The sequence below is a fragment of the Hoeflea sp. CAU 1731 genome (assembly GCF_039888615.1).
GTDB lineage: Bacteria > Pseudomonadota > Alphaproteobacteria > Rhizobiales > Rhizobiaceae > Flavimaribacter.
On record NZ_JBDQQS010000001.1, the window covers coordinates 172,662 to 194,404 of the forward strand.

Here is a 21,743-nt window from a genome sequence, read left to right on the forward strand (position 1 = left end):
TCAGTTCAGGCTTGCCAGGTAAGCGCGCCAGCCCCCGAAACCGGTAATTTCCACCGCGCCTTCAAGCCCGGCCGGTTCACAGAGAAATCCTTTAACCGACGAGCCGTCCTCGATATCGATCGTGCCAATGCCGAGTGGCTGGGGAATGCCGGCCATGAATTCGCCGAACGACGCCTTTGGCAGAGCCCAGATTTCGAGGTCGACTGATCCACCACCCTCGCTGCGCACAAGACCTGGCCTGGCTGGCGGGCCGCCTGCAAGGCTGTAGAAACGGTAGCTTGGAGCGGTTCTGGAAGCATGGAGAAACCGTCCGCCAAGACGCGTAACTTCACCATTGAGTGGCAATCCGGACATATGCGCGCCAACCATTGCAACGGCGATTTCATCAACGAGAGCGGTCGGGGTACGCTGTACGGGTTCCGGAATAGCCCAGCCGGTGGCGCCCAGAGAAACATCGGCGTCGTGGTGGAGCCATGCGCCAATCGACGTCAGGAACGCGTCGCGTCCTGCGTCGCCAAGCAGCGTGACGCTGCCCGGCCGCCCGTCTTCCCTTGGCTTTATCGGAACGGCAATCCCGCAAAGGTCGAGCAGATTGACGAAGTTGGTGTATGTCCCGAAATTGGAGTTTGGCCCGACCGGATCTTTCTCCAGGTCGCTGACGCTGTAAAATGTCGGGATCGTCGGGACACAGAGCATATCCGCCAATCCCAGCAACGCGCGGGCTTTTCTCTCGAGTTCCTTTAGGCGGTACCCGCCTTCGAAAGCGTCCGCTGCGGTGAACGTCTCCGCCTTTGAGATGATCCCGTACGTGACCGGCAGCAAAGCATCCGGCTGCGTCTCGATAATCTGGCGAACCGCGGCGTAACGCTCCGCCACCCACGGTCCTTCATAAAGCAGTTTCGCGATTTCATAGAACGGCGCGAAGTTGAGCTCCACAATCTCCATTCCCTTACGCCGCAAAGTCTCCACGGCCGAGGCAAAGGAGTCAGCTTGCAGGGTGTCGCCGAAAAACTCGATGGAAGCACTGTCGGGAATTCCCACGGTAAGTGACGGCGGCATTTCGGATAGGGCCGGCGAAGCCAGCTTACGCGAATAGGCGTCTTCCGCGTCGTAGGCGCAGACGGTTTGATAGACGGACCAGGCGTCGTCGACCGTCAGCGCCAATATCGACACCGTATCCAGAGAACGGCAGGCCGGAACGACGCCGGACGACGATATGCCGCCCAGCGTTGGCTTTAGGCCGACAATGTTGTTGAGCGCGGCCGGCGCCCGGCCCGAGCCGGCCGTATCCGTTCCAAGCGCGAAACTGACTATGCCGCGCGATACTGCGACCGCCGATCCCGAACTCGATCCGCCCGGCACGATCTCCGGGTCGATAGCGTTTCGAGGTATCGGGTAGGGAGATCGTACGCCAACGAGACCCGTCGCGAACTGGTCGAGATTGGTTTTGCCTATCACCAGCGCTCCGGCCTCGCGAAGCTTCTTGACGCAGAAGGCGTCGGACTGAGGATCATAGGTAAATGCGGGGCATGCCGCCGTCGTTGGAACGCCAGCGACATCGATGTTGTCCTTGACCGCGAAGGGAACGCCATAGAGCGGCTTTTCATCAGGATCGAAAGGCCCAAGAGACCGCGCTTCTGCGATGACGTCCGCTTCTTTCCTCAGGCTTATGAAAATTCCGGGATCGTCGGCGAGGCGAATCCTGCGGAAACATTCTGAGACGACGTTTTCCGCAGCTTCCCCATTTTGAAAGGCTTCCCGAAGCCTGGCGATATCGAAAGGCAAGTCCTGTATCATTTCATTCCCGCTTGTCGCGCAGCTCCACTATACACGTCCGGACGCGTGACTATTAGTCGTGGTGACTTGTTCGGTCATCTGTTATCTTTTCATCACATCGCTGCACATTTTGCATCACTGGAGTATGACTGCATGCGGATGTTCCAGACATTCCGGTACATCGACACGGTCGCGCGCGTCGGCTCCATCAGAAGCGCGGCGGAAGCCCTCTCGATCACGTCGTCGGCGCTCAACAGGCGCATCCTGGCCTTCGAGGAAGAACTGGGTGAACCCATTTTCGAGCGACTGCCGCGCGGCGTCCGACTGAATGCGGCCGGCGAAATTCTGATCAATCACATTCGCAACCAGATTTTCGATCTCGAACGCGTGCGGTCGCAGATTTCCGATTTGACCGGCATCCGGCGCGGGAACGTCAATGTCGCCTGCAGCCAGGCTTTGGTTCCCTACTTTCTGCCGCGTCAGATTTCGATCTACCGCGATGAACATCCCGGCGTTACTTTCGGCGTATATGTTCGCGACCGGCGAACGGCCGAAGAAGCCCTGATGGATTACAGCGTCGATCTGGCGTTGGTTTTCGAGCCGGTCCGGTTCGCAGACTTCCAGACGATTTTGCGGGTCAAGCAACCGGTTCACGCCGTGATGCGCGCGGGACATCCACTGGCTTCACACGAGGTGCTGCGGCTGCGCGACTGCGCTGCCTGGCCTTTGGCTTTGCCGACAGCGCCATACGGCGTACGCGCGTTGCTTGAGGCCGGCACAGAGCGCTCGACGCTCAAGGCGCGTCCTTCGATCGAGTCAGACAGCTTCGAATTTCTGCGCAGCTTCGCCCGAGTGAGCTCCGGAATCGGCCTGCAGATTCCGATTGGATTGCCGACCGACAGTCTCGACACCGATCTCGTGCATCGGCCGATCGACACGCGCGATATTCCTGCCGGGATGATTTATATGGGATATCTCCGCGGTCGCACGCTGCCTGTCGCGGCGGCGCGATTCGTTGATCAGCTTTCCAATGCCTTTTCGGAAAATTTCGAAACCGAGTAGCCTTCTGCTTCAGAACGATGGCGTTGATTTCTGAATCGATCTACGAGATTCCGCCGCATTCTTCATGGCGGCATTTACCTTGTCGGCGCCGGAAAATGCCCGCATAGTAACAAGGACAAACTTTCAAAAAGGACCAGTAGATGGCTGGAGAACTCAGCGCTGTGGCGGTCGATCAGGCGCAGCTTCCGGTTATCGATATTTCCGGCATGTCATCTTCGAAAGAGGATGAACGCCTTGAGGTGGGCAAGGCGCTGCGCGCCGCCTGTCTCGACAAGGGTTTCTTCTATTGTTCCGGGCACGGAATTCCTTCGGGTCTGATCGACGCTGTCTTTGCGGAGACGAAGGCGTTCTTCGACTTGCCCCAGGACGCAAAGCTCGCGGTCGACAAGGCCCATTCACCCTGCAATCGCGGTTACGAGCATCTGGGCGGACAGACCTTGCAGGCCGGCGCCAAGCCGGATCGCAAGGAAGGCTATTATATCGGCTACGAACTGCCGGAGGATGATCCGCGCGTCTTGGCGGGCAAGTTCAATCACGGTCCGAACCAGTGGCCTGCGGATCTGCCAGGCTTCAAGCCAGCCATGCGCGCCTACTATGCCGCCATGCTCGATCTCGCGGAACTGCTGATGCGCGGTATGGCGTTGTCGCTGGATCTGGACGAGAACTACTTCAAGGGTTTCGTGAGGGAGCCGCTTGCCATCCTGCGCCTGCTGCATTATCCGCCGCAACAACCGCAATCGGACCCGGACGAACTCGGCGCTGGCGCCCATACGGATTTCGGCGGTTTGACGCTTCTCCTGCAGGACGAAAACGGCGGTCTGCAGGTCTTTGATCAGGACAATAATATCTGGATACGGGCGACGCCGATTCCCGGAACATTCGTCATCAATCTCGGCGACATGATCGCTCGTTGGACGAACGACACGTATCGCTCCACCCTGCACCGAGTGATCAACCATTCGGGACGCGAGCGGTATTCGGTTCCGTTCTTCTTCACCGGGAACCCCGATTTTGAGGTGTCATGCATTCCGACCTGCCTGAGCGATGGGCAAACGCCAAAATACGCTCCGGTCAAGGTTGAGGATCATCTGCAGGAAATGTATCGCCGAACCTATAATGGGTGAGGCTGTCAGCGCTCGAAGTCGATCACTGTGCTGAACTTGCCTTTGACCGTGCGATCGATGGACGAGGCCAGTTTCCGAAAGGGCCTTTCGATTTCCCTTCGAGCCTTTTTCCAACCGCGAACAGGGGCCTGAGGCTGCTGCATCAGGTGCTGGTCGTCGCGCACGCCCTTGACGCTCTGAAGATTGCCTGTCCTGTTGCTTTCATCGAGCTGCATGTCCTGGATGCAGAGGGCCGGACTGACCTGGAACAGATCGAGATTCCGGAAAATACTGAATGTGGGCGAAAACAAGAACTCGTCCGCAGCGTACAGCCGGGTCTTGGAGAGTTCGAGGAGACGTGCTGCGCAGGATTTCGACAGGATGTAGCCGGCTGCGCCCCAATGCAACGCGTGAAGCCTCAGCAACTGATGTCCGTGAACCGGCTGCAGAGGTGGCCGGGAACAAAGCACCCTGTTTCGGAATGTCTCGATCTTGACGATATCGGCGCCGTCCGGAATCCAGCTTTCGTCTTTCAGGAAAAGATGCGCGTCGCTCGACAGATGCACGTCGTCTTCGAAGATACAGACGTATTTTTCGTCGCCGGAGGCAGCGGCGTCCCAGCACTTGCGATGACTTTTGAAGACAGCGATTTCCGCCGCCATCATGGGCGGGCCGTCGCTGGATTCATTCCAGGCGTCGATGTCGCCTGGTTCCATTGCATTGGCGTCTATCGCAGATATGAACTCGGGAACGAGATTCTGGGCGGCGAAGCTGTCCGTGATCCATTTGCGCCGTTCAAGGGACCGCTCCAGATTGATGACCAGAAGCCGCATGCTCATTCCCTGAAGGGGATTTCGCCCCACACGCTGGGGGTCGTCAACCGAATATAGGTCATCCGCAGCCATCCGCCGAAATTGATGAAAGGCCGGGTCACCTCACGTTTGAATTTCTTCCATCCCTGTCTCGGTTTCAGCATCTCCAAACGCACCGTATGGATTGTGCTGCCAGGAAGCGGATCGGACGCTTCTGCGTAATAGTGCATGGTCTGAATACAGATCGCTGGAACAATCTGCAGAATATCCAGCGTCTGGAACAAGCCAAGTTTCGGGTTAAACATCATTTCGTCCACGGGGTCGTGGAAATCCTCAGTTGTCTTCAGCAGGCGTTCGGCGCATTTGCGTGAAATGATATAGCCGCCGGCGCCGATATGACGGCCGAGCAGAGGCGCCAGAATCCGGTCGCCGACTTCAATCGGGTCCTTTGCGAGATATCCGACTTTGTCTCGGAAAGTCTCCAACTTGACGATGTCGACGCCGTCTGGAATCCAGTCTGCAGAAGAAAGATATTGTGCAGCGTCCCGGCTGAGATAGATGTCGTCTTCAAGAATGCAGACATAATCGTCGCCGTGCTCGATCATGTCATTCCAACATTTGCGATGACTGAGGAAGCAGGCGACGTCGCCCGGGCTGATCGTCATGATGATTTCACGATCGATCTGATGTCGACTTATCTCTTCCTGAGATAATGACTGGAAATCAACGGCGCTGATCCTGTCGAAGGTCAGTCCGCGTTCGTCCATTTCCTTTTGCATCCAGGCCAGCCGATCCGGCGACCGATCCAGATTGATCAGCAATATTCTCATGACGCAACTAGGGTCTGCTGGCGGGCGCCGCTGTTCCGCATCCGGGTTGGGCGCCACATTGGTTTTGCACCATTGCACCGATGCGGCTCACCGATTAGACGTTTTGCCTGTCAAAGTAAACTGTCGCCCACCCGGGCGACTTGCTGCGGGAAATTCGCTGATACTGTGTTCGATCCGGTTGTTCTCATACACGGCGCCTGGCAGGGAAGCTGGGCATGGCAACACCTGATCGGGCTGTTGCAGGCGAGGGGGCTTGAGTGTCATGCTGTTGATCTGCCCGGAAACGGAACCGACACCACGCGTCCCGAGGAGGTCACCCTCGAGCTGTACGCGCGCCATGTCGAGGATATCATTGAGGCCCTCGATAGGCCAGTCAGCCTCGTAGCGCATTCCGGCGGAGGAAACATCGCGACCGCGGTGGCTGAGGTGCGCCCGGACCGAGTAAGCCGCATAGTCTACCTTGCCGGAATGATGCTGCCGTCGGGGATGTCGTTCGGTGACCTGCTTGCGCAGGAAAATGCTAGGGACAAGGGCCTGATCGGAATTGGCGACCATCTCCTGTGGTCGCCCGATCGATCGACAAGTAATGTTACTGCCCACGTGGCGGTTGAGATTTTCTACCATGACGCCGATCCGGCAGCCGCGCGCGAGGCTGCTGACAGACTGACGCCGCAACCGGAGTCCGGGCGCGCGGTCGCAGCGAACTGGACCGTGGAACGCTACGGCGCCGCGCCACGCCTGTATGTGGAGTGCTCCATGGACCGGTCTATCGACATTTCGTTGCAAAGACGGATGCAGGAACTGGTGCCGGGTGCTGTCGTCCGAACTCTGGAGACTGGACATGCGCCACAACTGAGCGCCCCGGATAGATTGGCGGAAATTATATGGCCGTTTCTCGCAAATCAGTAGCAGAGCGCTGACCAATTTTTATGCAGAAGGCCTAAACCTGCCCCTTTGCGCTATGAGGCAATCCGCTGGCGACCAGATTCTGTTTGGCCGGATTTTACGGTAACCTTCAGAAAATGCTTCGCTTTATGAGTGGTCAAACCGGTTGTGAATTGATTGGCACATCCCTTGCTTTCTCAACTAATGTGCAGCGCGCCTAGGGTTCCGGTTCCGCAATACGACCAAATATTGCGGAACGCTGGTCCAAGAGGCGCAAGCCGGCGACATGCATAGCCGGTGACACGGCGGGACAAAATCCCGGGAGACAACTGCACAGGTTTGCGCGCGCAGGCCTTCTCCCGGTTTGTGCGCAGAGCCCAGGTTTTGAAAGCCAATCATCGATTGGCGCAAATCAGGAAGGCGTACAGACATGATACGAACACCCATCAAAGCTCTTGGAATGACCGCGCTGCTGGCTGCCGCGTTGTCTGCCGCGACGATCGCAAATGCCGAAGAAAAACGGGACTTCAAAGTCTGCTGGTCGATCTATGTCGGCTGGATGCCCTGGGGTTACCTGCAGGATTCAGGCCTCATGAAGAAATGGGCCGACAAATACGACATCACGGTCGATATCGTTCAGATCAACGACTATGTCGAATCGATCAACCAGTATACAGCCGGCGAGTATGACGGCTGCTCAATGACGAATATGGACGCGCTGTCGATACCCGCTGGCGGCGGCGTCGACACGACGGCGCTGATCGTCGGCGATTACTCAAACGGAAATGACGGCATTGTCCTCAAGGACAAGACGAAGCTGGATGAGATCAAGGGCCAGAACGTCAATCTGGTCGAGCTTTCGGTCTCGCACTATCTGCTCGCCCGCGCCCTGGATAGCGTCGGCATGTCCGAAAAAGACATCACGGTGGTCAATACGTCGGACGCCGACATGATTGCGGCCTATGCGACGCCGGACGTAACGGCGGTTGTCACGTGGAATCCGCTTTTGTCGGAGATCGTCGCCCAGGCGAACGCTACCGAAGTATTCAACAGCTCCGGCATTCCGGGCGAGATCATCGACATCATGATGGTCAACTCCGAAACGCTGGCGGACAATCCGGATTTCGGCAGGGCGCTTGTCGGCGCCTGGTACGAACTGATGGGCATCATGTCTTCCGACAGCGAAGATGGCAAAGAGGCGCGCACGGCGATGGCCGAAGCTTCCGGCACCGATCTCCCTGGATATGATGCTCAATTGGCCACGACAATGATGTTCTACACGCCGGATGCAGCCGTCGAGTTCACCAAATCTCCGGAACTTGCGGAGACTTCAAAATTCGTCGCTGAATTCCTCTTCGATAATGGAATTCTCGGTGAAGGCGCGCCGAGTCCTGAATTCGTCGGGGTCGAGTTCCCGGATGGGAGCGTTTACGGCGACGCGGACAATGTGAAGCTGCGCTTTGACACCTCCTACATGGAGATGGCGGCGGGCGACAAACTGTAACCACGGCAACCGACGGTCCGGCGGGATCCTTCCGCCGGACCGTCGCACCGAGGTATTCTTCGTGCGCATCATCAATCGCAAGCCATCGCGCGTAACGAGCATTACTTTGACGGCGCTGCCCTTTGTGGCGACGATTGGCGTCTACGCGCTGGCGAGCCATTATCGCCGGCTCGAAAATCCGGCAGACAAGCTTTTGCCGTCGTTCCAGCATATGGGCGAAACGTTTTGGCGCATGGCCTTTGTGCCGGACAAGCGATCCGGCGACCTGCTGCTGTGGCTCGACACCTATGACAGTCTCTGGCGGCTCGGAATGGGCGTGGGCGCGGCGACGATCCTTACGCTGTCGCTCGGCATTTTGATCGGTTTCATTCCACACGCGCGCAGCACTCTTGCGCCCTACATCGCCACTTTCTCGCTGATTCCGCCAATCACCATCCTGCCGATCCTGTTCATCATCTTCGGTCTTGGGGAAACATCGAAGATCATGCTGATCGTTGTAGGGACGGCGCCCGTCATGATCCGATCAGTTTCGCAGGAGGTAATGAACATCCCTCGCGAATTGATCATCAAGGCCGAGACGCTCGGCGCGAGCGTCCTGCAGATGATTTTCCGGGTCGTCTTGCCGCAAACGCTTCCGAAGCTTGTCAATGTTATGCGCCTGGGACTGGTTCCTGCCTGGATCTTCCTCATCTCGGCCGAGGCGATCGCCTCGACCTCAGGTCTCGGATACCGGATTTTTCTCGTACGGCGCTATCTCGCGATGGACGTGATCCTTCCCTATGTCGTCTGGATCACGCTGCTTGCTTTCATCATCGACCGACTCCTCCTGCTTTTGTCGAAACGCGCATTCCCCTGGCATCATCTCGGCGGAGAAACCCTGTGAGCGCGCCTCCGAAAATATCTGTACGCAATGTCGCAAAAACCTATGGCGACATGACCGTTCTTGAGCGTCTCAATCTGGACGTGGAGGAGGGGGCGTTCTGCACGATTGTCGGCGCCTCGGGCTGCGGCAAGTCGACCTTTCTGCGCATGCTGCTGTCGCAAGAAACGCCGTCGCGTGGACGGATCGAGATTGACGGCGCGCCATTGCCGGGAGAACCGACACCTGATCGTGGCATTGTATTCCAGAAATATTCGGTGTTTCCGCATTTGACGGTCGAGGACAATCTCATTCTCGCCCTGGAATTCGAGCGCTCTCGCCCTTTCGGCCGCTCCTTCGGCCCGTCGCGAAAGGCGGCGCGCGCCGAGATTGATGACACATTGGAAAAGATTGGCCTTGGTTCGGCGCGCCTGAAATATCCGGTTCAATTGTCTGGCGGCATGCAGCAGCGCCTCGCGATCGCGCAGGCGCTTTTGAAACGCCCGAAGGTGCTGCTGCTCGACGAACCGTTCGGGGCGCTGGATCCGGGTATTCGCGCCGATATGCATGACCTGCTTCTTGGCCTCTGGAGAGAACTCGAAATGACCGTGTTCATGGTCACGCACGACATTCGGGAAGCCTTCAAGCTGGGAACGCGCATTCTTGTCTTCGACAAGATCAGACACGATCCGCACGCGCCGGACGCCTATGGCGCGACTATCACTTACGACCTTCCACTCACCAGAAAAGACGCGGGACCGCCGCCGGAACTGGCCGGACTGGCGATGAACGCCGACACAAGCACAGGAGCAAACGCATGAAGGACATATTTGCGACGGAACCTGCCCGCAAGCATAGGGCAGCGGGAACACTCTGCCGGGGCGCGTCTGTACGACACCATCATCCGGACTTCGACAAGTTGCAATTGCGCGGTTGGAAGGCGGCCGAGAAGGAAGGGACGTTGCCAACGGCTGCGTGGGAAAAGGAAAAGCAGTGGGCGTTGCGCATGGGACTGACCGGATCGGACAGACTTGAAGACAAGTCGATCCCCACATTCGCGCGTGGTGAATTGCCTCACTACGCTGGCATCAACACCTTTCTGAAGGCCCCCTATATTGAAGACGTCACAAAGGTAAGCGCTTACGACGCCGCCGTTATCGGCATTCCGTTCGATGGCGGCACGACCTATCGACCGGGCACGCGTTTCGGCCCGCAGGGCGTGCGCCGGATTTCAGCGCTCTACACGCCCTACAATTACGAGATGGGAATCGACCTGCGCGAGCAGATGACGCTTTGCGACGTTGGCGACGTTTTCACGATTCCAGCCAATATCGAAAAGACCTTCGATCAGATAACCCGGGCCGTGAGCCACGTCGTGTCTTCCGGCGCGCTGCCAATCATAATTGGCGGCGATCATTCGATCGGCTTTCCATGCGTGCGCGGAATTGCGGAATGCACATCGAAAAGGATTGGCATTGTCCATTTCGACCGCCACATCGATATCCAGGAGAAGGATCTCGACGAGCGCATGCACACAACTCCGTGGTTCCACGCAACGGACCTCGTCAATGTGCCGGCCATCAACCTTGTACAGGTCGGCATCGGCGGCTGGCAGGTGCCGCGCGAAGGCGTCGAGATCGCCCGAAAGCGCAACACCAACATCTTCACCATGCGGGATGTGGAGGAACTGGGACTTGCGGAAACGGCTGCCCGGGCGCTGGAACTCGCCTGGAAAGACGCCGACGCCGTCTACATCTCGTTCGACATCGACAGTGTCGACTGCGGCTTCGTGCCTGGAACCGGCTGGCCGGAGCCTGGCGGTTTCCTGCCGAGAGAAGCGCTTGAACTCGTTTCACTGGTTGCCGCTGAAGGCATATGCGGTCTCGAGGTCGTCGAGGTTTCGCCGCCATACGACACATCCGACATCACAGCGCTTCTCGCGACGCGCGTCATTGTCGACGTGCTGGGCACGCTCGTTTCCCACGGCAAGATGGGGTCGCAAAAGTCCATCATAGACAAACCTGTCACGATTCCAGCCGGACCGGATGTGGAGTAGGGCTCATGGGACACCATCATCACGATCACGATCATGATCACCACCATCATCATCATGACCACGAGCACCATCCTCATGGCGCCGGACACAATCATTCCGTCGACCACTTGCATTCGCACATACACGGAACCCCGAACCGCGAACGCATGGATGAATTGCAGTCTTTGGCCGCGAGTTTCATCGACGCATTCAGAAAGGCGGACGACAAGACATCGTATCTCAGACTTTCGGGAATACCGTTCACGAGGAAGGGAGCCGACGGGCTGACGCTGAACCTGGTCGACGCCTCGATCGTCTCGAATTGGCAGATCGGAACCGCGTCTCCGGCCTTTGCTTCGCGTGAACTCGTCTACATGCCGTTTCCCGGTGAAATGGTCAGCGAGCGCGAGAATATGACATTCACCTATGTCTCGTTGACCGAGCGGGACGACGTGGATCTCGTAACTCTTTTAAAAGCGCGTTTTCATTCAGAGGAAGGATAAAACCATGATCAATCGAACCATCGTCTCAGCCCTGGTTCTGGTGTCGAGCGGACGGGCCTTTGCGCATCCAGGCAGTCATGACCATCTGCCGGTGGGAAAGCTGGCCAGTCACATCACCGCGTCTCCGTTTCACACGGTTGTGTCCTTGTTCGCGATTGCGGCTGTGACGGCCTTCGCAATCAGGTTTTTCCAGGCGCGGCGGAGCAAATAAAGGCGCCAATGCCGAACAAATGGGCGCCTTCTGGAGCCTGGCGGCTCCGAAGTCCGGCAATCAGTACTGAATCGTATGGCGCCCTTCTTGCTTGGCTATATTTCGTCGCCTGAGGAGAGAGGCTTGGAATTCAGGTTCTTTGAGATCTACCGAAGCAGCGAATATCTGATGCTGCTTGCAAAGGGGGCCGGCGTCAGCGCATCGCTCGCAGTTGGCGGCGGTCTGGTGGGATTTCTTCTCGCGACGCTTCTTGCCGTCAGCCGCTACGCCGAGGTGCCTGTGCTTGGTCGGCTATCGGCGGCCTATGTCGAGTTCATCCGAAATACGCCTCTGATCGTCCAATTGTTTTTTGTTGCCTTTGGATTGCCACTGCTGCTCGGTTACAGCTGGCCATTCTGGGCGCATGCGTTGCTCGCGCTGACGCTGAATTTTTCCGCTTATTTCGCTGAAATTCTGCGCGCCGGTTTTAGTTCGATCCCGTCGGGACAGCTGGAGGCCGGCGCGGCTCTCGGCATTCGAAAGGCGACGATCTTTCGCAGGGTCGTTTTCCCCCAGGCCGTTGCCGCGATGTATCCGTCGCTGAACAGCCAGTTCATCTTTCTGTTCCTGACAACCGGGGTGATTGCCGAAATCGGCGTGGCGGATCTGACCCATGCGGGCCTTTACATCGACAGCAGAACATTCCGCTCCTTCGAGGTATTTACCGCGCTGACGGTGATTTACATAGTATTGGCGCTGAGCTTCAAAGCCTTGCTGAATGCTATCTACCGCTCAGCCTTCAAGTGGCGGACGGTGCGATGAAAGATTTCTTCGTATCCATACTCGGCAAACCGTTCGGCATCGTGATTTTCCAACTGCTCGACGCTACGCAATTCACGATATACCTGTCTGCGATTGCCTTTATCGGGGGCGGTCTGATCGGGCTCGCTGTCATGTTGATGCGGATTGCGCCATCGAAGCGGGCCAAGGCGGTCGCCAGCGCCTACATCTGGCTGTTTCAGTCGATCCCGCTGCTTATGCTCCTCTTCCTGCTTGGACTGGGCGTGCCGCGGTTGCTGGGGGTCGACATCAACTCCTGGATCGCAGCCGGCGTCGCGCTGACGCTGTACGCAAGCGCCTATCTTTCAGATGTCTGGCGCGGAGCAGTGGAGGCCATCCCGGAAGGTCAGTGGGAAGGGGGCAGGGCGCTCGGACTGCGTTTTCTGAAGATTGTTCGTCTCATCATCGTCCCGCAGGCCTTTCGGCTGTCGCTGGCGCCGACCGTCGGTTTCATGGTGCAGATCATCAAAGGTACGTCGCTTGCCTACATTATCGGCTTTCACGATCTCATGGCCGTCGGCCGCCGCTGGGCGAACGCGCCGGTGGCCGACACGGAGCCCTTCGTCATCTACCCGCTGATGGCGCTGATCTATTTCTGCCTTTGTTTTCCGCTTTCGGCCTGGTCGCGTCATCTCGAACGCAAGCTCGGCGCCGTCAAGGCCAGGGACAAGCCGGCAGTCGCCTAAACGCAGAGTTTCATGTGAAGAGGAAAGGAAAAGACATGAGGAACACACTCAAGGCCGCAGCGGTCGGATTGCTTGCATCAATGATGTTGCAGGTCGGCGTGGCTCACGCCGATCTTTCGGACATCCTGAGCGCCGGGACGATCAAGATCGCAGTGCCCGAAAATTTCCCGCCATTCGGATCGCTCGGGGATGAAGGCGAACATGTCGGATATGATGTCGATGTGTCCAATCTCATCGCCGAGGATCTCGGCGTCGAACTTGAATTAGTCCCGGTAACCTCCAAGCAGCGCATCCCGTTCCTTGAAACGGATCGCGTCGATCTTGTGATTTCTTCCATGGGCGCCAACCCGGAACGCGCCAAGTCGATCTGGTTTTCGAGCGCCTACGCTCCCTTCTTCTCGGGCGCGTTCGCCGCGTCAGACGTTGCGATTGCCTCCATGGATGATCTGGCCGGCAAGAAGATCGGCTTAACCGGCGGCACGCTAGAGGACCTTGAACTGACCGAGAATGGTCCGGAAGGTATGGAGATTGTTCGCTTCGGCGACAATGCAGCGACGCTGTCGGCCTATCTCTCAAAGCAGGTTGACGTGCTCGTGACCGGCAACACCGTCGCCGCGCAACTTTCCGCTGACAATCCGGACCTCGATATCGAAACCAAGTTCATCATAAAGGAATCGCCGGCGTTCATCGGTGTGAAGAAGGGGAACCTTGATCTTCTCCAGTGGGTCAATGTCTTCATTCTGCACAAGAAGCTAGGCGGGCAGCTGGATGAACTCTCGCAAAAGTGGCTGGGTCAGAAGCTTCCGCCGCTTCCGTCGCTATAATCTGCAATATCTTTGCCTCACCGCTTTGCGGTGAGGCGGATACCGGTTTCCACCGCACACACGTTTTTGTCCGGTGCGCCGCCAATCATTTTCAGCGCCGCTACGCATCGGCGCATCTTCAAACCTGACATGATGTGACTTGATCTTTACCGAGCCATGAAGGAAACTTCGTCGCGCGGCGGGATCGACATTCATTTCTTTCAACGCTTTTTAACCTGGTTCATGAGGGGATTATTCGTGCTCCGCAGAATTGACTGGGAAGCGCCGACCAGCGTCCTGGAAAAAATCATTGAATATGAGGCTGTCCACCCGATCGACGATTGGGATGATCTTCGGCGGCGGATTGAGCCGGAGGACCGGTTGTGCTTTGGATTTTTCCATCCCGCGACGCCTGACGAACCATTGATTTTCGTGGAAATCGCCCTGTGCAAAGGGATACCTGCTTCGGTTCAGGACATTCTTTCCAAAGAAAGGCGGATCCTTGCGGAATCGGAGGCAGACACTGCGGTCTTCTATTCCATATCCAATTCTCAGCAGGGGCTCGGTGGAATGTCATTCGGGAATTTTCTGATCAAGCAGGTCGTCGAGAGCCTTTCCCGGGACTTTCCGCGTTTGAACGCCTATGTGACGCTGTCGCCGCTTCCGGGGTTCCGCGCCTGGCTGGAAAAGCAGACAAGTTCGGAACAAGATTAGCGAATTTCAGAAATCCTTTCAGCAGCGGAAGCGGCGGAAGGTAAAGAGGGCGCAGAGCCTCTTGAACCGATGTCCAACAGCCTGCGCTACCTCGCGGCACGGTATCTCGTGGAAGAGAAACGAGCCAATGGCCTCCCGTTCGACCCCGTCGCGCGCTTTCATCTTGGAAATGGCGCGCTCATTCATGACATTCTGCCCATGGCCGATACTTCGGCCAACGGCATTCGTCAATCCTGCGGCGTCATGGTCAACTACCTCTACGATCTCGAACAGCTCGAAGCCAATCACAAGGCTTTTGAAGAGAATAGCGCGATTGCCCGTGTGAGCGCGATCAATGGGATTCTGAAAGCTGAATTGCCGGATCGCAAAACCCGAAAAGCGGCCAATGCCTAGTCTTTCAAATTTCAATTTGCCTGCAGCCTGAAAGAATAGCGATCGACGGCCCGGAGACCGTCAATTTGTATCAATTGGCGTGGTGAAGTACTCTTGGGGCGTAACACTCGTTGTGTTCAAACACCTGCGTCTATCTCATAGGAGGGGAGACGAATGAGTGAGTTGCTTTGCCTTCAGATCGCTATGGCCCTCTGGCTGGCCCACGTTTTAGTCCAGGTTCTTGTCGCACGCTCGGAGTTCGGAGACGACTATCTGTTTTCGTCACGCGACGAACAGAGGCAGCCTAAGGGAACAGTGTGCGGGCGCGCCAGCCGGGCTCTGGAGAACTATGTCCAGAACCTTGTGCCCTTTGTAGCGCTCGATCTTGCGTTGATTGCCGTTGGAAACGTCGGCGGAATGGGGGCTGCGATCTGGATCATCGCGCGGATACTTTACCTTCCGGCCTATCTGGCCGGCGTAAAGTTCCTGCGCACAGGCCTGTGGCTGATTTCGATTATCGGCCTGATCATGATGTTCGTGCAACTGATGTAGGCCGGCGCAGACGCCGGCCTTGTGGTCTACAGCGCGCTTTCCATCACAGCGGTGAGACGCCGTCCGAATTCAACCGGATCGGCGGGCGCCTCGCCATCGGCGATTCGCGCCTGATCCAGAAGAAGGTGCGCGGCGTCCTTGAGCAGAGGATCGTTTTCGGCGTCTGAATGTCCGGCGCGCTCCGCAAGCTTCTTCACCATGGTATGGCCCGGATTGATCTCGAGGATGCGCGGCATGCCGCCGCCTTGGAGCCTGCCGTGACGTTTAAGCAGACGTTCCAGATTGACATCCATGTCGCCCTCATCTGCGATCAGGCAGACCGGGCTTTCGGTCAGCCGCTTTGATGAACGGACGTCCTTCACTTCGGCGCCGAGTTCCTGTTTGATCGCAGCAATCAGGCTGTCGAGCGACGCCGTGTCGTCGTCTTCCTTCTTTTCATCCGAGGACTCTTCGCCCTTGATGGCGTCAAGATCCGCAGCGCCTCTCGTGATCGATTTGAATGGCTTGCCTTCATACTCCGTGACGTGCTGCATCCAGAATTCATCGACTGGATCGGAGAGCAACAGAACCTCGATACCCTTGGCCTTGAAGCCTTCGAGATGTGGCGAGTGGGCGATCTTTACAGCGTCTTCGCCGGCGATGTAGTAGATCGCGTCCTGACCTTCCTTCATACGGCCCACGTAGTCGGCGAGGCTGATCTGCCCGCTGCCTTCTGTCGAGGTGAACCAGCAGATTTCCAGTATCCGGTCGCGCAGGGTTGCGTCCTCGATCAGGCCTTCCTTCACGACGGCTCCGAAATTGCTCCAGAACGTCTCGTACTCCTCCGGTTTCTTTTCGGCCTTCTTCTTGATCTCGGTGAGGACCTTCTTTGTCAGGCCTGTCCGGATCTTCGCCAGTTTCGGATCGGTCTGCAGCATCTCGCGCGAGATGTTCAAGGTGAGATCTTCTGAATCCACGACGCCACGGAGGAAGCGTAGCCACGTCGGCAAGAGGCCGCTTGTATCCTCGGTGATGAAGACGCGGTTTACATAGAGCTTTACGTGTCCTTTGCGTTCAGGCTCGAAAAGATCGAATGGCTGGGTCGAGGGGATGTAGAGCAGGTTGATATAGCTCACCACGCCTTCCACGCGATTGTGGATCGTCATCCACGGATCATCGAAGGCGTGGGCGATGTGATGATAGAATTCCTTGTGTTGCTCTTCGGTGATTTCCTTCGGTTGCCTGGTCCAGATCGCCGAGGCTTCGTTGAGGGTCTCGTCGCCGAGTTTGACCGGAAATCCGATGTGATCGGAATAGGTTTTGATGACATGGCGGATGCGCGGCTCTTCGAGGAACTCCTTGGCGTCCTTCTTTATATGAAGCGTTACGGTCGTGCCGCGCTCGTCCCGTTCTGAAGGTTCAATCGAGAATTCGCCCTTGCCGTCGGAAGACCAGAGCCAGGCCTCTTCTTCGCCAGCCTTTCTGGTGACCACGTCAACCCGGTCGGAAACCATGAAGGCGGAGTAGAAACCGACGCCGAACTGGCCGATGAGGCTGAGATCGCTTTTGCCGTTCTTCTTGTCGCTCTTCTCCAGGGTTTCGAGATAGGCGGCCGTGCCGGAGCGGGCGATCGTGCCCAGCGTTTCCAGCAGGTCGTCATGGTTCATGCCGACGCCGTTATCACGAATCGTGATGGTCTTGGCTTTCGCATCAAGGCTGATTTCGATGCGGAATTGCTGATCGCCCTCGACGAGAGACGGCGCGGTGATCGCCAGATAGCGCAGCCTGTCGCAGGCGTCCGATGCGTTGGAGACCAGTTCGCGAAGAAAGATCTCGCGATTGGAGTAGAGCGAGCCCGCAACGATATCGAGAAGCCGCCCGACTTCGGTCTGGAATGAGTATGTTTCCTTTGCAGCCGTTTCGCTCATGGTGGGACAGATCCTCCAGTTCTTGTAACGATTATGGTTGAATTGCCGCTGATATAGGCGGACAGACGCTAGGTCACAAGCCCTGGTCCGGAACGGCCATTTTTGAGATTGATATGAAAATATGTCGATTGATGGCCGGGGCGATCGTCATGGCTCTGAAGACATCAGCGTCTTCTTCGAGACAACGAGCAATTGATGGAGCAAGACATGACAATATCGACACTGTTTCTGGCCGGGGCCAGCGCCTTTGCAATCGTCTCCGCCGGGTTTTTGATGATCCCTTCACAGAAAACCGTTCAGAGATCGGCGACAAGTTCCGCCGCGCCGTCAGAAATATTCACATTGCTTTCCAGAAGTCGTGGATTCCAGACCTTCAATCCCTTCCGTGACGCTGATCCCAAGCTGGAAATCGAACACTTCGGCCCGGCAAGTGGCGTCGGATCCGGATTCTCCTTTCGGGGGCGCGAGGGCAGGGGAACCCAGACGATCGTAGACATGGTGATTGATCGATCCGTGACGATGGAAATCGACATGGGTTACATGGGGCAATCGGTGCAAACATTCACCCTCGACCCGGCGGATGGCGGAACGCAAATAACATGGTCCGTTCAATTGCAGTCAGGATTCAACCCCTTGCCCCGGATTTTCAGTCTTTTCATGGGGAACATACTGGGGCCTAAATACGAACGCGGACTTGCCAATCTTGAAAACGTGCTGAAGGGCGATCGCCGCCTGGCCGGCGCCAACTGAACGGAACGAAAAACATGCGATACACATTATTCTTGTACAACGACGAAGCCGCGATGGCCGGTGTAACGCCGGAACAGATGAAGCAGCAGATGGAGATATACGGGAAATACATCCAGGCGCTGACGGAAGCGGGGGTCTTCGTGGATACGGACTGGTTGCAGCCGAGCGCGACCGCCACGCGTATATGCCTGAAGGACGGCCAAAGGCGCATCCAGGATGGCCCCTACGCCGATACGAAGGAGCAGTTGGGGGGCTATTTCGTCATCGATGTCCCGGATCTCGATGCGGCGCTCGCCTGGGCTGAGAAATGTCCAAGCATTCATTACGGCCTGATCGAAGTCCGACCCTCGGCGATGCCGGAAGGAGGTCAGAGATAGGAAAACAGTCGGAACTATCCGATGCACAAGGCCGCGCCGCCGAAGTGGCGCGGCTCTCTTACGGTCGTTTGCTGGCTCTGCTCGGGAGCCGGACCGGTGACATCATGTCGGCGGAAGATGCGCTGGCTGATGCGTTTCGAACAGCGCTGGAAACGTGGCCCGAGCGGGGCGTCCCGACAAATCCCGAGGCCTGGCTCCTGACGGTGTCGCGCAATCGCATGCGCGATCACCACAAGAGCGCAGCCAATCGAACGAGGGCTGACTTGACCGACGGAATGGCGGTAGCAATGACGGATATCGACCCGGACTCAATTCCTGACAAGCGCCTGGAACTCCTTTTCGTATGCGCCCATCCGGCCATAGATGAATCCGTTCGCACGCCGATGAACTTGCAGACGGTGCTCGGTCTTCAGGCATCGGAAATCGGCCGGGCGTTTCTCGTGCCCGAGGCGGCGATGGCGCAGAGATTGGTTCGCGCAAAACGAAAGATAAAGGCGAGCGCCATTCCTTTTGCCATCCCGGGCAGAACGGAAATGCCGGCGCGGCTCGAGGCGGTGCTGGAGGCGATCTACGGGTCCTACGCCTTGTCAATTGATGGCGTCTCTGCAAATGCGGACGATCTCGCATCCGAAGCTCTTTATCTTTCCACGCTTCTTGCTGAACTTCTGCCGGAGCAGGCAGAAGTGCTCGGCCTCGCGTCGTTGTTGTCATTCACCTGTGCGCGCAGCGCTGCGCGCCATTCACGGGACGGCGTGCTCGTGCCGCTCGACGAACAGGACGTCCGACTGTGGGATTTCCGGATGATCTCGCGCGCCTTCAGTTTGCTTGCGGCCGCCCAGGCTCTCAACGTTGTTGAAGAACTGCCTGGACGTTTCCAGATCGAGGCGGCCATTCAGGAGGTCCACAGTGAGCGAATTTCGACCGGAGTGACGAACTGGCCCATGATCAGCCGTCTCTACGAGGCGTTGGTTCGCGTCCATCCGACTATTGGCGCCGGCGTGGCCTGGGCGGCGTCAGTAGGAATGGCGTTAGACGCCGAGGAGGGGCTTAAATGTCTCGGCAAGCTCGAACCAGCTGCCATCGAGCAGTTCCAACCGGCCTGGGCCACACGCGCCCGCCTTCTCGAGATGGTGGGAGAACGGGAGGCGGCCCTCAAGGCCTACCGAAGGGCGATAGACCTTTCAACGAATATTCCGGCGCGGCGCTATCTGGAGATGCAGGAAAAGCGGATAATGTCGAAATCCGCCTGAAGAGCCGGGTCAGGGCCTGACACTGCGCTGGGCCGTGATGATCTTGTGGAAGAGTGTGTCCAGCTCTTCCGAAGGCTGCAGGCCTGAAGGGCCGCCCTTGTTGAGCCAGTGCTCGAAGGGACTTCTGAGCAGCTTGGCGATGTCCGATTCACATGTGAAATCGCCAGCGACGGACTTTACCTTGGAATTGTCGAACATCACGGAATAAGCCTTGTCACCCAGAAGGGGGCCGCGCCATTCTTCCCGGAACCGAACCAGAGTGTCGGTCGGAACATGAACCAGGTCGACCTCGACGCCAAGCAGGCTTCCGATTGTCGTGTAGATCATATCCCACGGCCAGGCGTGGTCGGAGGTGATGTGGAAATCACGATTGATCGCCGAAGATTTGCCAAAGAGGCCGACGAACGGAACGGCGAAGTCCTCGCTGCGGGTAAGCGTCCATAGCGCTGCGCCGTCACCGGGCACAATGATCGGTTTGTTGGCGACCATGCGATGAAGAGCCGTGTCGCCCTCCGACATGGCGGTCGGAAATCGCTTCCTGATCGTATGGCTCGGGCGAACGATCGTGAAAGGAAGGGTTTTTTCCGCCTGCAACAACTGTTCGCAGGCCGCCTTTCGGCGGCTGTACTCCCAATAGGGATTAACCAGCGGCGTCGTCTCGACAATCGGGACGCGGCTGATCGGTTTTGCGTAGGCCGAGGCGGTGGATATGAAAACGTACTGACCGACTTTGTCCCTGAACACGTCGATATCGCGCTGAAGCTGTTCAGGATGGAAGACCAGGAACTGACAAACGATGTCAAAGCCTTGCTCGACCGCCGCGCGATAGGCCGCGTCGTCGGAAAAGTCACAGTCAATGTGCTTGACGCGAAGGGGCAGTTTTTCACCGGATCGCCCGCGATTGAGGACAGTCACGTCGAAGCCCTTCCGGACCGCTTCATGAACGCATGACCACGAAATTTCACCGGTTCCGCCGACAAACAATACGCTCAAACTCACTACGCACTACTCCAGATTCGGCGAAGACGCCGACAGTGTCGCCGAACTGTCATAATGGAAGAAACTATGACCATATTGCGGAGAAACGGTCATTTCCCGCAATCAAAATACGGAAAAAATTCAGGTGTCGGCTTCGGACGACCTGCCGCTGCGAGTCATCACGAACGCCGAGATCGCAATGCCTATGGCCACCAGCGCTATCAGGATAGTGGCGAGCGCGTTGACATCGGGACTGACGCCCAGGCGAACCTTGGAGAATATCAGCATCGGCAAGGTGGTCGATCCTGGTCCGGCGACGAAGCTCGCGATGACGAGATCGTCCAGCGACAGCGTGAAAGCGAGAAGCCAGCCAGAAACAAGAGCCGGCGCGATGCTTGGCAGGGTCACGTCGAAGAAGATGCGCAAGGGCTTGGCGCCGAGGTCGGCGGCGGCTTCCTCCACCGACCGGTCGACATTGATCAGTCGCGTTTCGACGACGACGGCGACATAGGCCATGCAGAAGGTCGTGTGGGCAATGATGATCGTGAGCAATCCTCGACCCGCCGGCCACCCGAACAGCGCTTCCATCGTCACGAAGAGCAGCAGCAGGGAGATGCCGGTGATCACATCCGGCATGACAAGCGGGGCGGTCGTCATGCCGCTGAAGAGTTCGCGAAACCGGAAGCGGCCGTAACGCACGAGCGCCAGCGAGGCCATGGTGCCCAGCACGAGGGAAATGGTCGCGCTCGCCACAGCCACTTTCAGACTGATCCACGCGGCGCCGAGGATTTGCGGGTCACGCAAAAGTTCGCCGTACCATTTTGTCGAGAACCCGCTCCATACGGTGACGAGGCGGGACTCGTTGAAACTGTAGACGACGAGCGACAGGATCGGCGCATAGAGAAAGATAAAGCCGATAAGCGCCATGATCGAGAGAAGGGGGCTGCGTTTCATC

General features: G+C 57.5%; 22 protein-coding genes, 1 pseudogene and 1 riboswitch. Of the genes and pseudogenes, 17 read left to right on the top strand and 6 right to left on the bottom strand.

Annotation, left to right across the window (positions count from 1 at the left end; all coding sequences use genetic code 11):
* Complete coding sequence (gene atzF / locus AAFN47_RS00860) at positions 1 to 1,797, bottom strand: allophanate hydrolase (protein ID WP_499807275.1); 1,797 nt, start codon at positions 1,795 to 1,797, stop codon at positions 1 to 3.
* A 132-nt stretch (positions 1,798 to 1,929) separates the two neighbouring features.
* Here atzF and AAFN47_RS00865 point away from each other — a divergent pair, with 132 nt between their 5' ends.
* Together AAFN47_RS00865 and AAFN47_RS00870 are read left to right on the top strand one after the other, a co-directional pair.
* Entirely contained in the window at positions 1,930 to 2,838 is a 909-nt protein-coding gene (locus AAFN47_RS00865) for a LysR family transcriptional regulator (RefSeq protein ID WP_499807276.1), read from the top strand.
* A gap of 140 nt (positions 2,839 to 2,978) precedes the next feature.
* Positions 2,979 to 3,962, top strand: coding sequence for an isopenicillin N synthase family dioxygenase (locus AAFN47_RS00870; RefSeq protein ID WP_499807277.1), 984 nt, complete (start codon positions 2,979 to 2,981; stop codon positions 3,960 to 3,962).
* Between the two features lie 5 nt (positions 3,963 to 3,967).
* Here AAFN47_RS00870 and AAFN47_RS00875 read toward each other — a convergent pair whose 3' ends face one another.
* Positions 3,968 to 4,774, bottom strand: a complete 807-nt coding sequence (locus tag AAFN47_RS00875; RefSeq protein WP_499807278.1) for a glycosyltransferase family 25 protein — start codon at positions 4,772 to 4,774, stop codon at positions 3,968 to 3,970.
* Positions 4,775 to 4,776: 2 nt separating this feature from the next.
* A complete protein-coding gene (locus AAFN47_RS00880; RefSeq protein ID WP_499807279.1) occupies positions 4,777 to 5,583 on the bottom strand; it encodes a glycosyltransferase family 25 protein in 807 nt (268 codons plus the stop codon).
* Positions 5,584 to 5,748: 165 nt separating this feature from the next.
* Between AAFN47_RS00880 and AAFN47_RS00885 the strand changes: the two genes are divergently transcribed.
* The 12 genes and pseudogenes from AAFN47_RS00885 to AAFN47_RS00940 all read left to right on the top strand — a co-directional run bounded on the left by AAFN47_RS00885 (position 5,749) and on the right by AAFN47_RS00940 (position 15,526).
* Positions 5,749 to 6,492, top strand: a complete 744-nt coding sequence (locus AAFN47_RS00885) for an alpha/beta fold hydrolase (protein WP_499807280.1) — start codon at positions 5,749 to 5,751, stop codon at positions 6,490 to 6,492.
* Between the two features lie 182 nt (positions 6,493 to 6,674).
* Positions 6,675 to 6,795, top strand: a riboswitch (guanidine-I (ykkC/yxkD leader).
* Positions 6,796 to 6,901: 106 nt separating this feature from the next.
* Positions 6,902 to 7,972 carry a putative urea ABC transporter substrate-binding protein gene (locus AAFN47_RS00890; protein ID WP_499807924.1) on the top strand — a complete coding sequence of 357 codons (1,071 nt, stop codon included), beginning with the start codon at positions 6,902 to 6,904 and terminating at the stop codon, positions 7,970 to 7,972.
* Between the two features lie 61 nt (positions 7,973 to 8,033).
* Positions 8,034 to 8,855 (top strand): ABC transporter permease, encoded by an 822-nt coding sequence (locus AAFN47_RS00895; RefSeq protein ID WP_499807281.1) that lies wholly within the window; start codon positions 8,034 to 8,036, stop codon positions 8,853 to 8,855.
* The gene (locus AAFN47_RS00900; protein WP_499807282.1) at positions 8,852 to 9,652 is read left to right on the top strand and encodes an ABC transporter ATP-binding protein; all 801 of its coding nucleotides are present in this window, start codon (positions 8,852 to 8,854) and stop codon (positions 9,650 to 9,652) included. Before AAFN47_RS00895 ends, AAFN47_RS00900 begins: the two co-directional genes overlap by 4 nt.
* Positions 9,649 to 10,887 carry an agmatinase family protein gene (locus AAFN47_RS00905; protein ID WP_499807283.1) on the top strand — a complete coding sequence of 413 codons (1,239 nt, stop codon included), beginning with the start codon at positions 9,649 to 9,651 and terminating at the stop codon, positions 10,885 to 10,887. The genes AAFN47_RS00900 and AAFN47_RS00905 overlap by 4 nt, the downstream gene beginning before the upstream one ends.
* Positions 10,888 to 10,892: 5 nt before the next feature.
* Positions 10,893 to 11,369 carry a hypothetical protein gene (locus AAFN47_RS00910; RefSeq protein ID WP_499807284.1) on the top strand — a complete coding sequence of 159 codons (477 nt, stop codon included), beginning with the start codon at positions 10,893 to 10,895 and terminating at the stop codon, positions 11,367 to 11,369.
* Positions 11,370 to 11,373: 4 nt separating this feature from the next.
* Positions 11,374 to 11,580, top strand: a complete 207-nt coding sequence (locus AAFN47_RS00915) for a hypothetical protein (RefSeq protein ID WP_499807285.1) — start codon at positions 11,374 to 11,376, stop codon at positions 11,578 to 11,580.
* Between the two features lie 123 nt (positions 11,581 to 11,703).
* Positions 11,704 to 12,381 (top strand): amino acid ABC transporter permease, encoded by a 678-nt coding sequence (locus AAFN47_RS00920; protein WP_499807286.1) that lies wholly within the window; start codon positions 11,704 to 11,706, stop codon positions 12,379 to 12,381.
* Positions 12,378 to 13,085: an amino acid ABC transporter permease gene (locus tag AAFN47_RS00925; RefSeq protein ID WP_499807287.1), complete on the top strand. Its 708-nt coding sequence runs from the start codon at positions 12,378 to 12,380 to the stop codon at positions 13,083 to 13,085. The genes AAFN47_RS00920 and AAFN47_RS00925 overlap by 4 nt, the downstream gene beginning before the upstream one ends.
* A gap of 35 nt (positions 13,086 to 13,120) precedes the next feature.
* Positions 13,121 to 13,909, top strand: coding sequence for a transporter substrate-binding domain-containing protein (locus tag AAFN47_RS00930; RefSeq protein ID WP_499807288.1), 789 nt, complete (start codon positions 13,121 to 13,123; stop codon positions 13,907 to 13,909).
* A gap of 237 nt (positions 13,910 to 14,146) precedes the next feature.
* Positions 14,147 to 14,995 (top strand): annotated as a pseudogene (locus AAFN47_RS00935) (malonyl-CoA decarboxylase domain-containing protein).
* A gap of 153 nt (positions 14,996 to 15,148) precedes the next feature.
* Positions 15,149 to 15,526 carry an MAPEG family protein gene (locus AAFN47_RS00940; RefSeq protein WP_499807289.1) on the top strand — a complete coding sequence of 126 codons (378 nt, stop codon included), beginning with the start codon at positions 15,149 to 15,151 and terminating at the stop codon, positions 15,524 to 15,526.
* Positions 15,527 to 15,552: 26 nt separating this feature from the next.
* On the opposite strand, the gene htpG is transcribed toward AAFN47_RS00940, so the two are convergent.
* The gene (gene htpG, locus AAFN47_RS00945) at positions 15,553 to 17,433 is read right to left on the bottom strand and encodes a molecular chaperone HtpG (RefSeq protein ID WP_499807290.1); all 1,881 of its coding nucleotides are present in this window, start codon (positions 17,431 to 17,433) and stop codon (positions 15,553 to 15,555) included.
* A 207-nt stretch (positions 17,434 to 17,640) separates the two neighbouring features.
* On the opposite strand from htpG, the gene AAFN47_RS00950 reads away from it, so the two are divergent.
* From AAFN47_RS00950 to AAFN47_RS00960, 3 genes are read left to right on the top strand one after another with little or no spacing between them, the layout of a single operon-like run.
* Complete coding sequence (locus AAFN47_RS00950; RefSeq protein ID WP_499807291.1) at positions 17,641 to 18,183, top strand: SRPBCC family protein; 543 nt, start codon at positions 17,641 to 17,643, stop codon at positions 18,181 to 18,183.
* A 14-nt stretch (positions 18,184 to 18,197) separates the two neighbouring features.
* A complete protein-coding gene (locus AAFN47_RS00955; RefSeq protein WP_499807292.1) occupies positions 18,198 to 18,560 on the top strand; it encodes a YciI family protein in 363 nt (120 codons plus the stop codon).
* A complete protein-coding gene (locus tag AAFN47_RS00960; protein WP_499807293.1) occupies positions 18,491 to 19,810 on the top strand; it encodes an RNA polymerase sigma factor in 1,320 nt (439 codons plus the stop codon). The genes AAFN47_RS00955 and AAFN47_RS00960 overlap by 70 nt, the downstream gene beginning before the upstream one ends.
* A 9-nt stretch (positions 19,811 to 19,819) precedes the next feature.
* Here the strand turns inward: AAFN47_RS00960 and AAFN47_RS00965 are convergent, their stop codons facing one another.
* Positions 19,820 to 20,809 (bottom strand): NAD-dependent epimerase/dehydratase family protein, encoded by a 990-nt coding sequence (locus AAFN47_RS00965; RefSeq protein WP_499807294.1) that lies wholly within the window; start codon positions 20,807 to 20,809, stop codon positions 19,820 to 19,822.
* 120 nt (positions 20,810 to 20,929) lie between these two features.
* The gene (locus AAFN47_RS00970; protein ID WP_499807295.1) at positions 20,930 to 21,742 is read right to left on the bottom strand and encodes an ABC transporter permease subunit; all 813 of its coding nucleotides are present in this window, start codon (positions 21,740 to 21,742) and stop codon (positions 20,930 to 20,932) included.
* Position 21,743: the final 1 nt, after the last annotated feature.

Bases quoted from the DNA above. Each gene is read 5' to 3' on its own strand.
- atzF (WP_499807275.1), bottom strand. From the start codon at position 1,797: ATGATACAGGACTTGCCTTTCGATATCGCCAGGCTTCGGGAAGCCTTT.
- AAFN47_RS00865 (WP_499807276.1), top strand. From the start codon at position 1,930: ATGCGGATGTTCCAGACATTCCGGTACATCGACACGGTCGCGCGCGTC.
- AAFN47_RS00870 (WP_499807277.1), top strand. From the start codon at position 2,979: ATGGCTGGAGAACTCAGCGCTGTGGCGGTCGATCAGGCGCAGCTTCCG.
- AAFN47_RS00875 (WP_499807278.1), bottom strand. From the start codon at position 4,774: ATGCGGCTTCTGGTCATCAATCTGGAGCGGTCCCTTGAACGGCGCAAA.
- AAFN47_RS00880 (WP_499807279.1), bottom strand. From the start codon at position 5,583: ATGAGAATATTGCTGATCAATCTGGATCGGTCGCCGGATCGGCTGGCC.
- AAFN47_RS00905 (WP_499807283.1), top strand. From the start codon at position 9,649: ATGAAGGACATATTTGCGACGGAACCTGCCCGCAAGCATAGGGCAGCG.
- AAFN47_RS00910 (WP_499807284.1), top strand. From the start codon at position 10,893: ATGGGACACCATCATCACGATCACGATCATGATCACCACCATCATCAT.
- AAFN47_RS00915 (WP_499807285.1), top strand. From the start codon at position 11,374: ATGATCAATCGAACCATCGTCTCAGCCCTGGTTCTGGTGTCGAGCGGA.
- AAFN47_RS00925 (WP_499807287.1), top strand. From the start codon at position 12,378: ATGAAAGATTTCTTCGTATCCATACTCGGCAAACCGTTCGGCATCGTG.
- AAFN47_RS00930 (WP_499807288.1), top strand. From the start codon at position 13,121: ATGAGGAACACACTCAAGGCCGCAGCGGTCGGATTGCTTGCATCAATG.
- AAFN47_RS00940 (WP_499807289.1), top strand. From the start codon at position 15,149: ATGAGTGAGTTGCTTTGCCTTCAGATCGCTATGGCCCTCTGGCTGGCC.
- htpG (WP_499807290.1), bottom strand. From the start codon at position 17,433: ATGAGCGAAACGGCTGCAAAGGAAACATACTCATTCCAGACCGAAGTC.
- AAFN47_RS00950 (WP_499807291.1), top strand. From the start codon at position 17,641: ATGACAATATCGACACTGTTTCTGGCCGGGGCCAGCGCCTTTGCAATC.
- AAFN47_RS00955 (WP_499807292.1), top strand. From the start codon at position 18,198: ATGCGATACACATTATTCTTGTACAACGACGAAGCCGCGATGGCCGGT.
- AAFN47_RS00960 (WP_499807293.1), top strand. From the start codon at position 18,491: ATGTCCAAGCATTCATTACGGCCTGATCGAAGTCCGACCCTCGGCGAT.
- AAFN47_RS00970 (WP_499807295.1), bottom strand. From the start codon at position 21,742: ATGAAACGCAGCCCCCTTCTCTCGATCATGGCGCTTATCGGCTTTATC.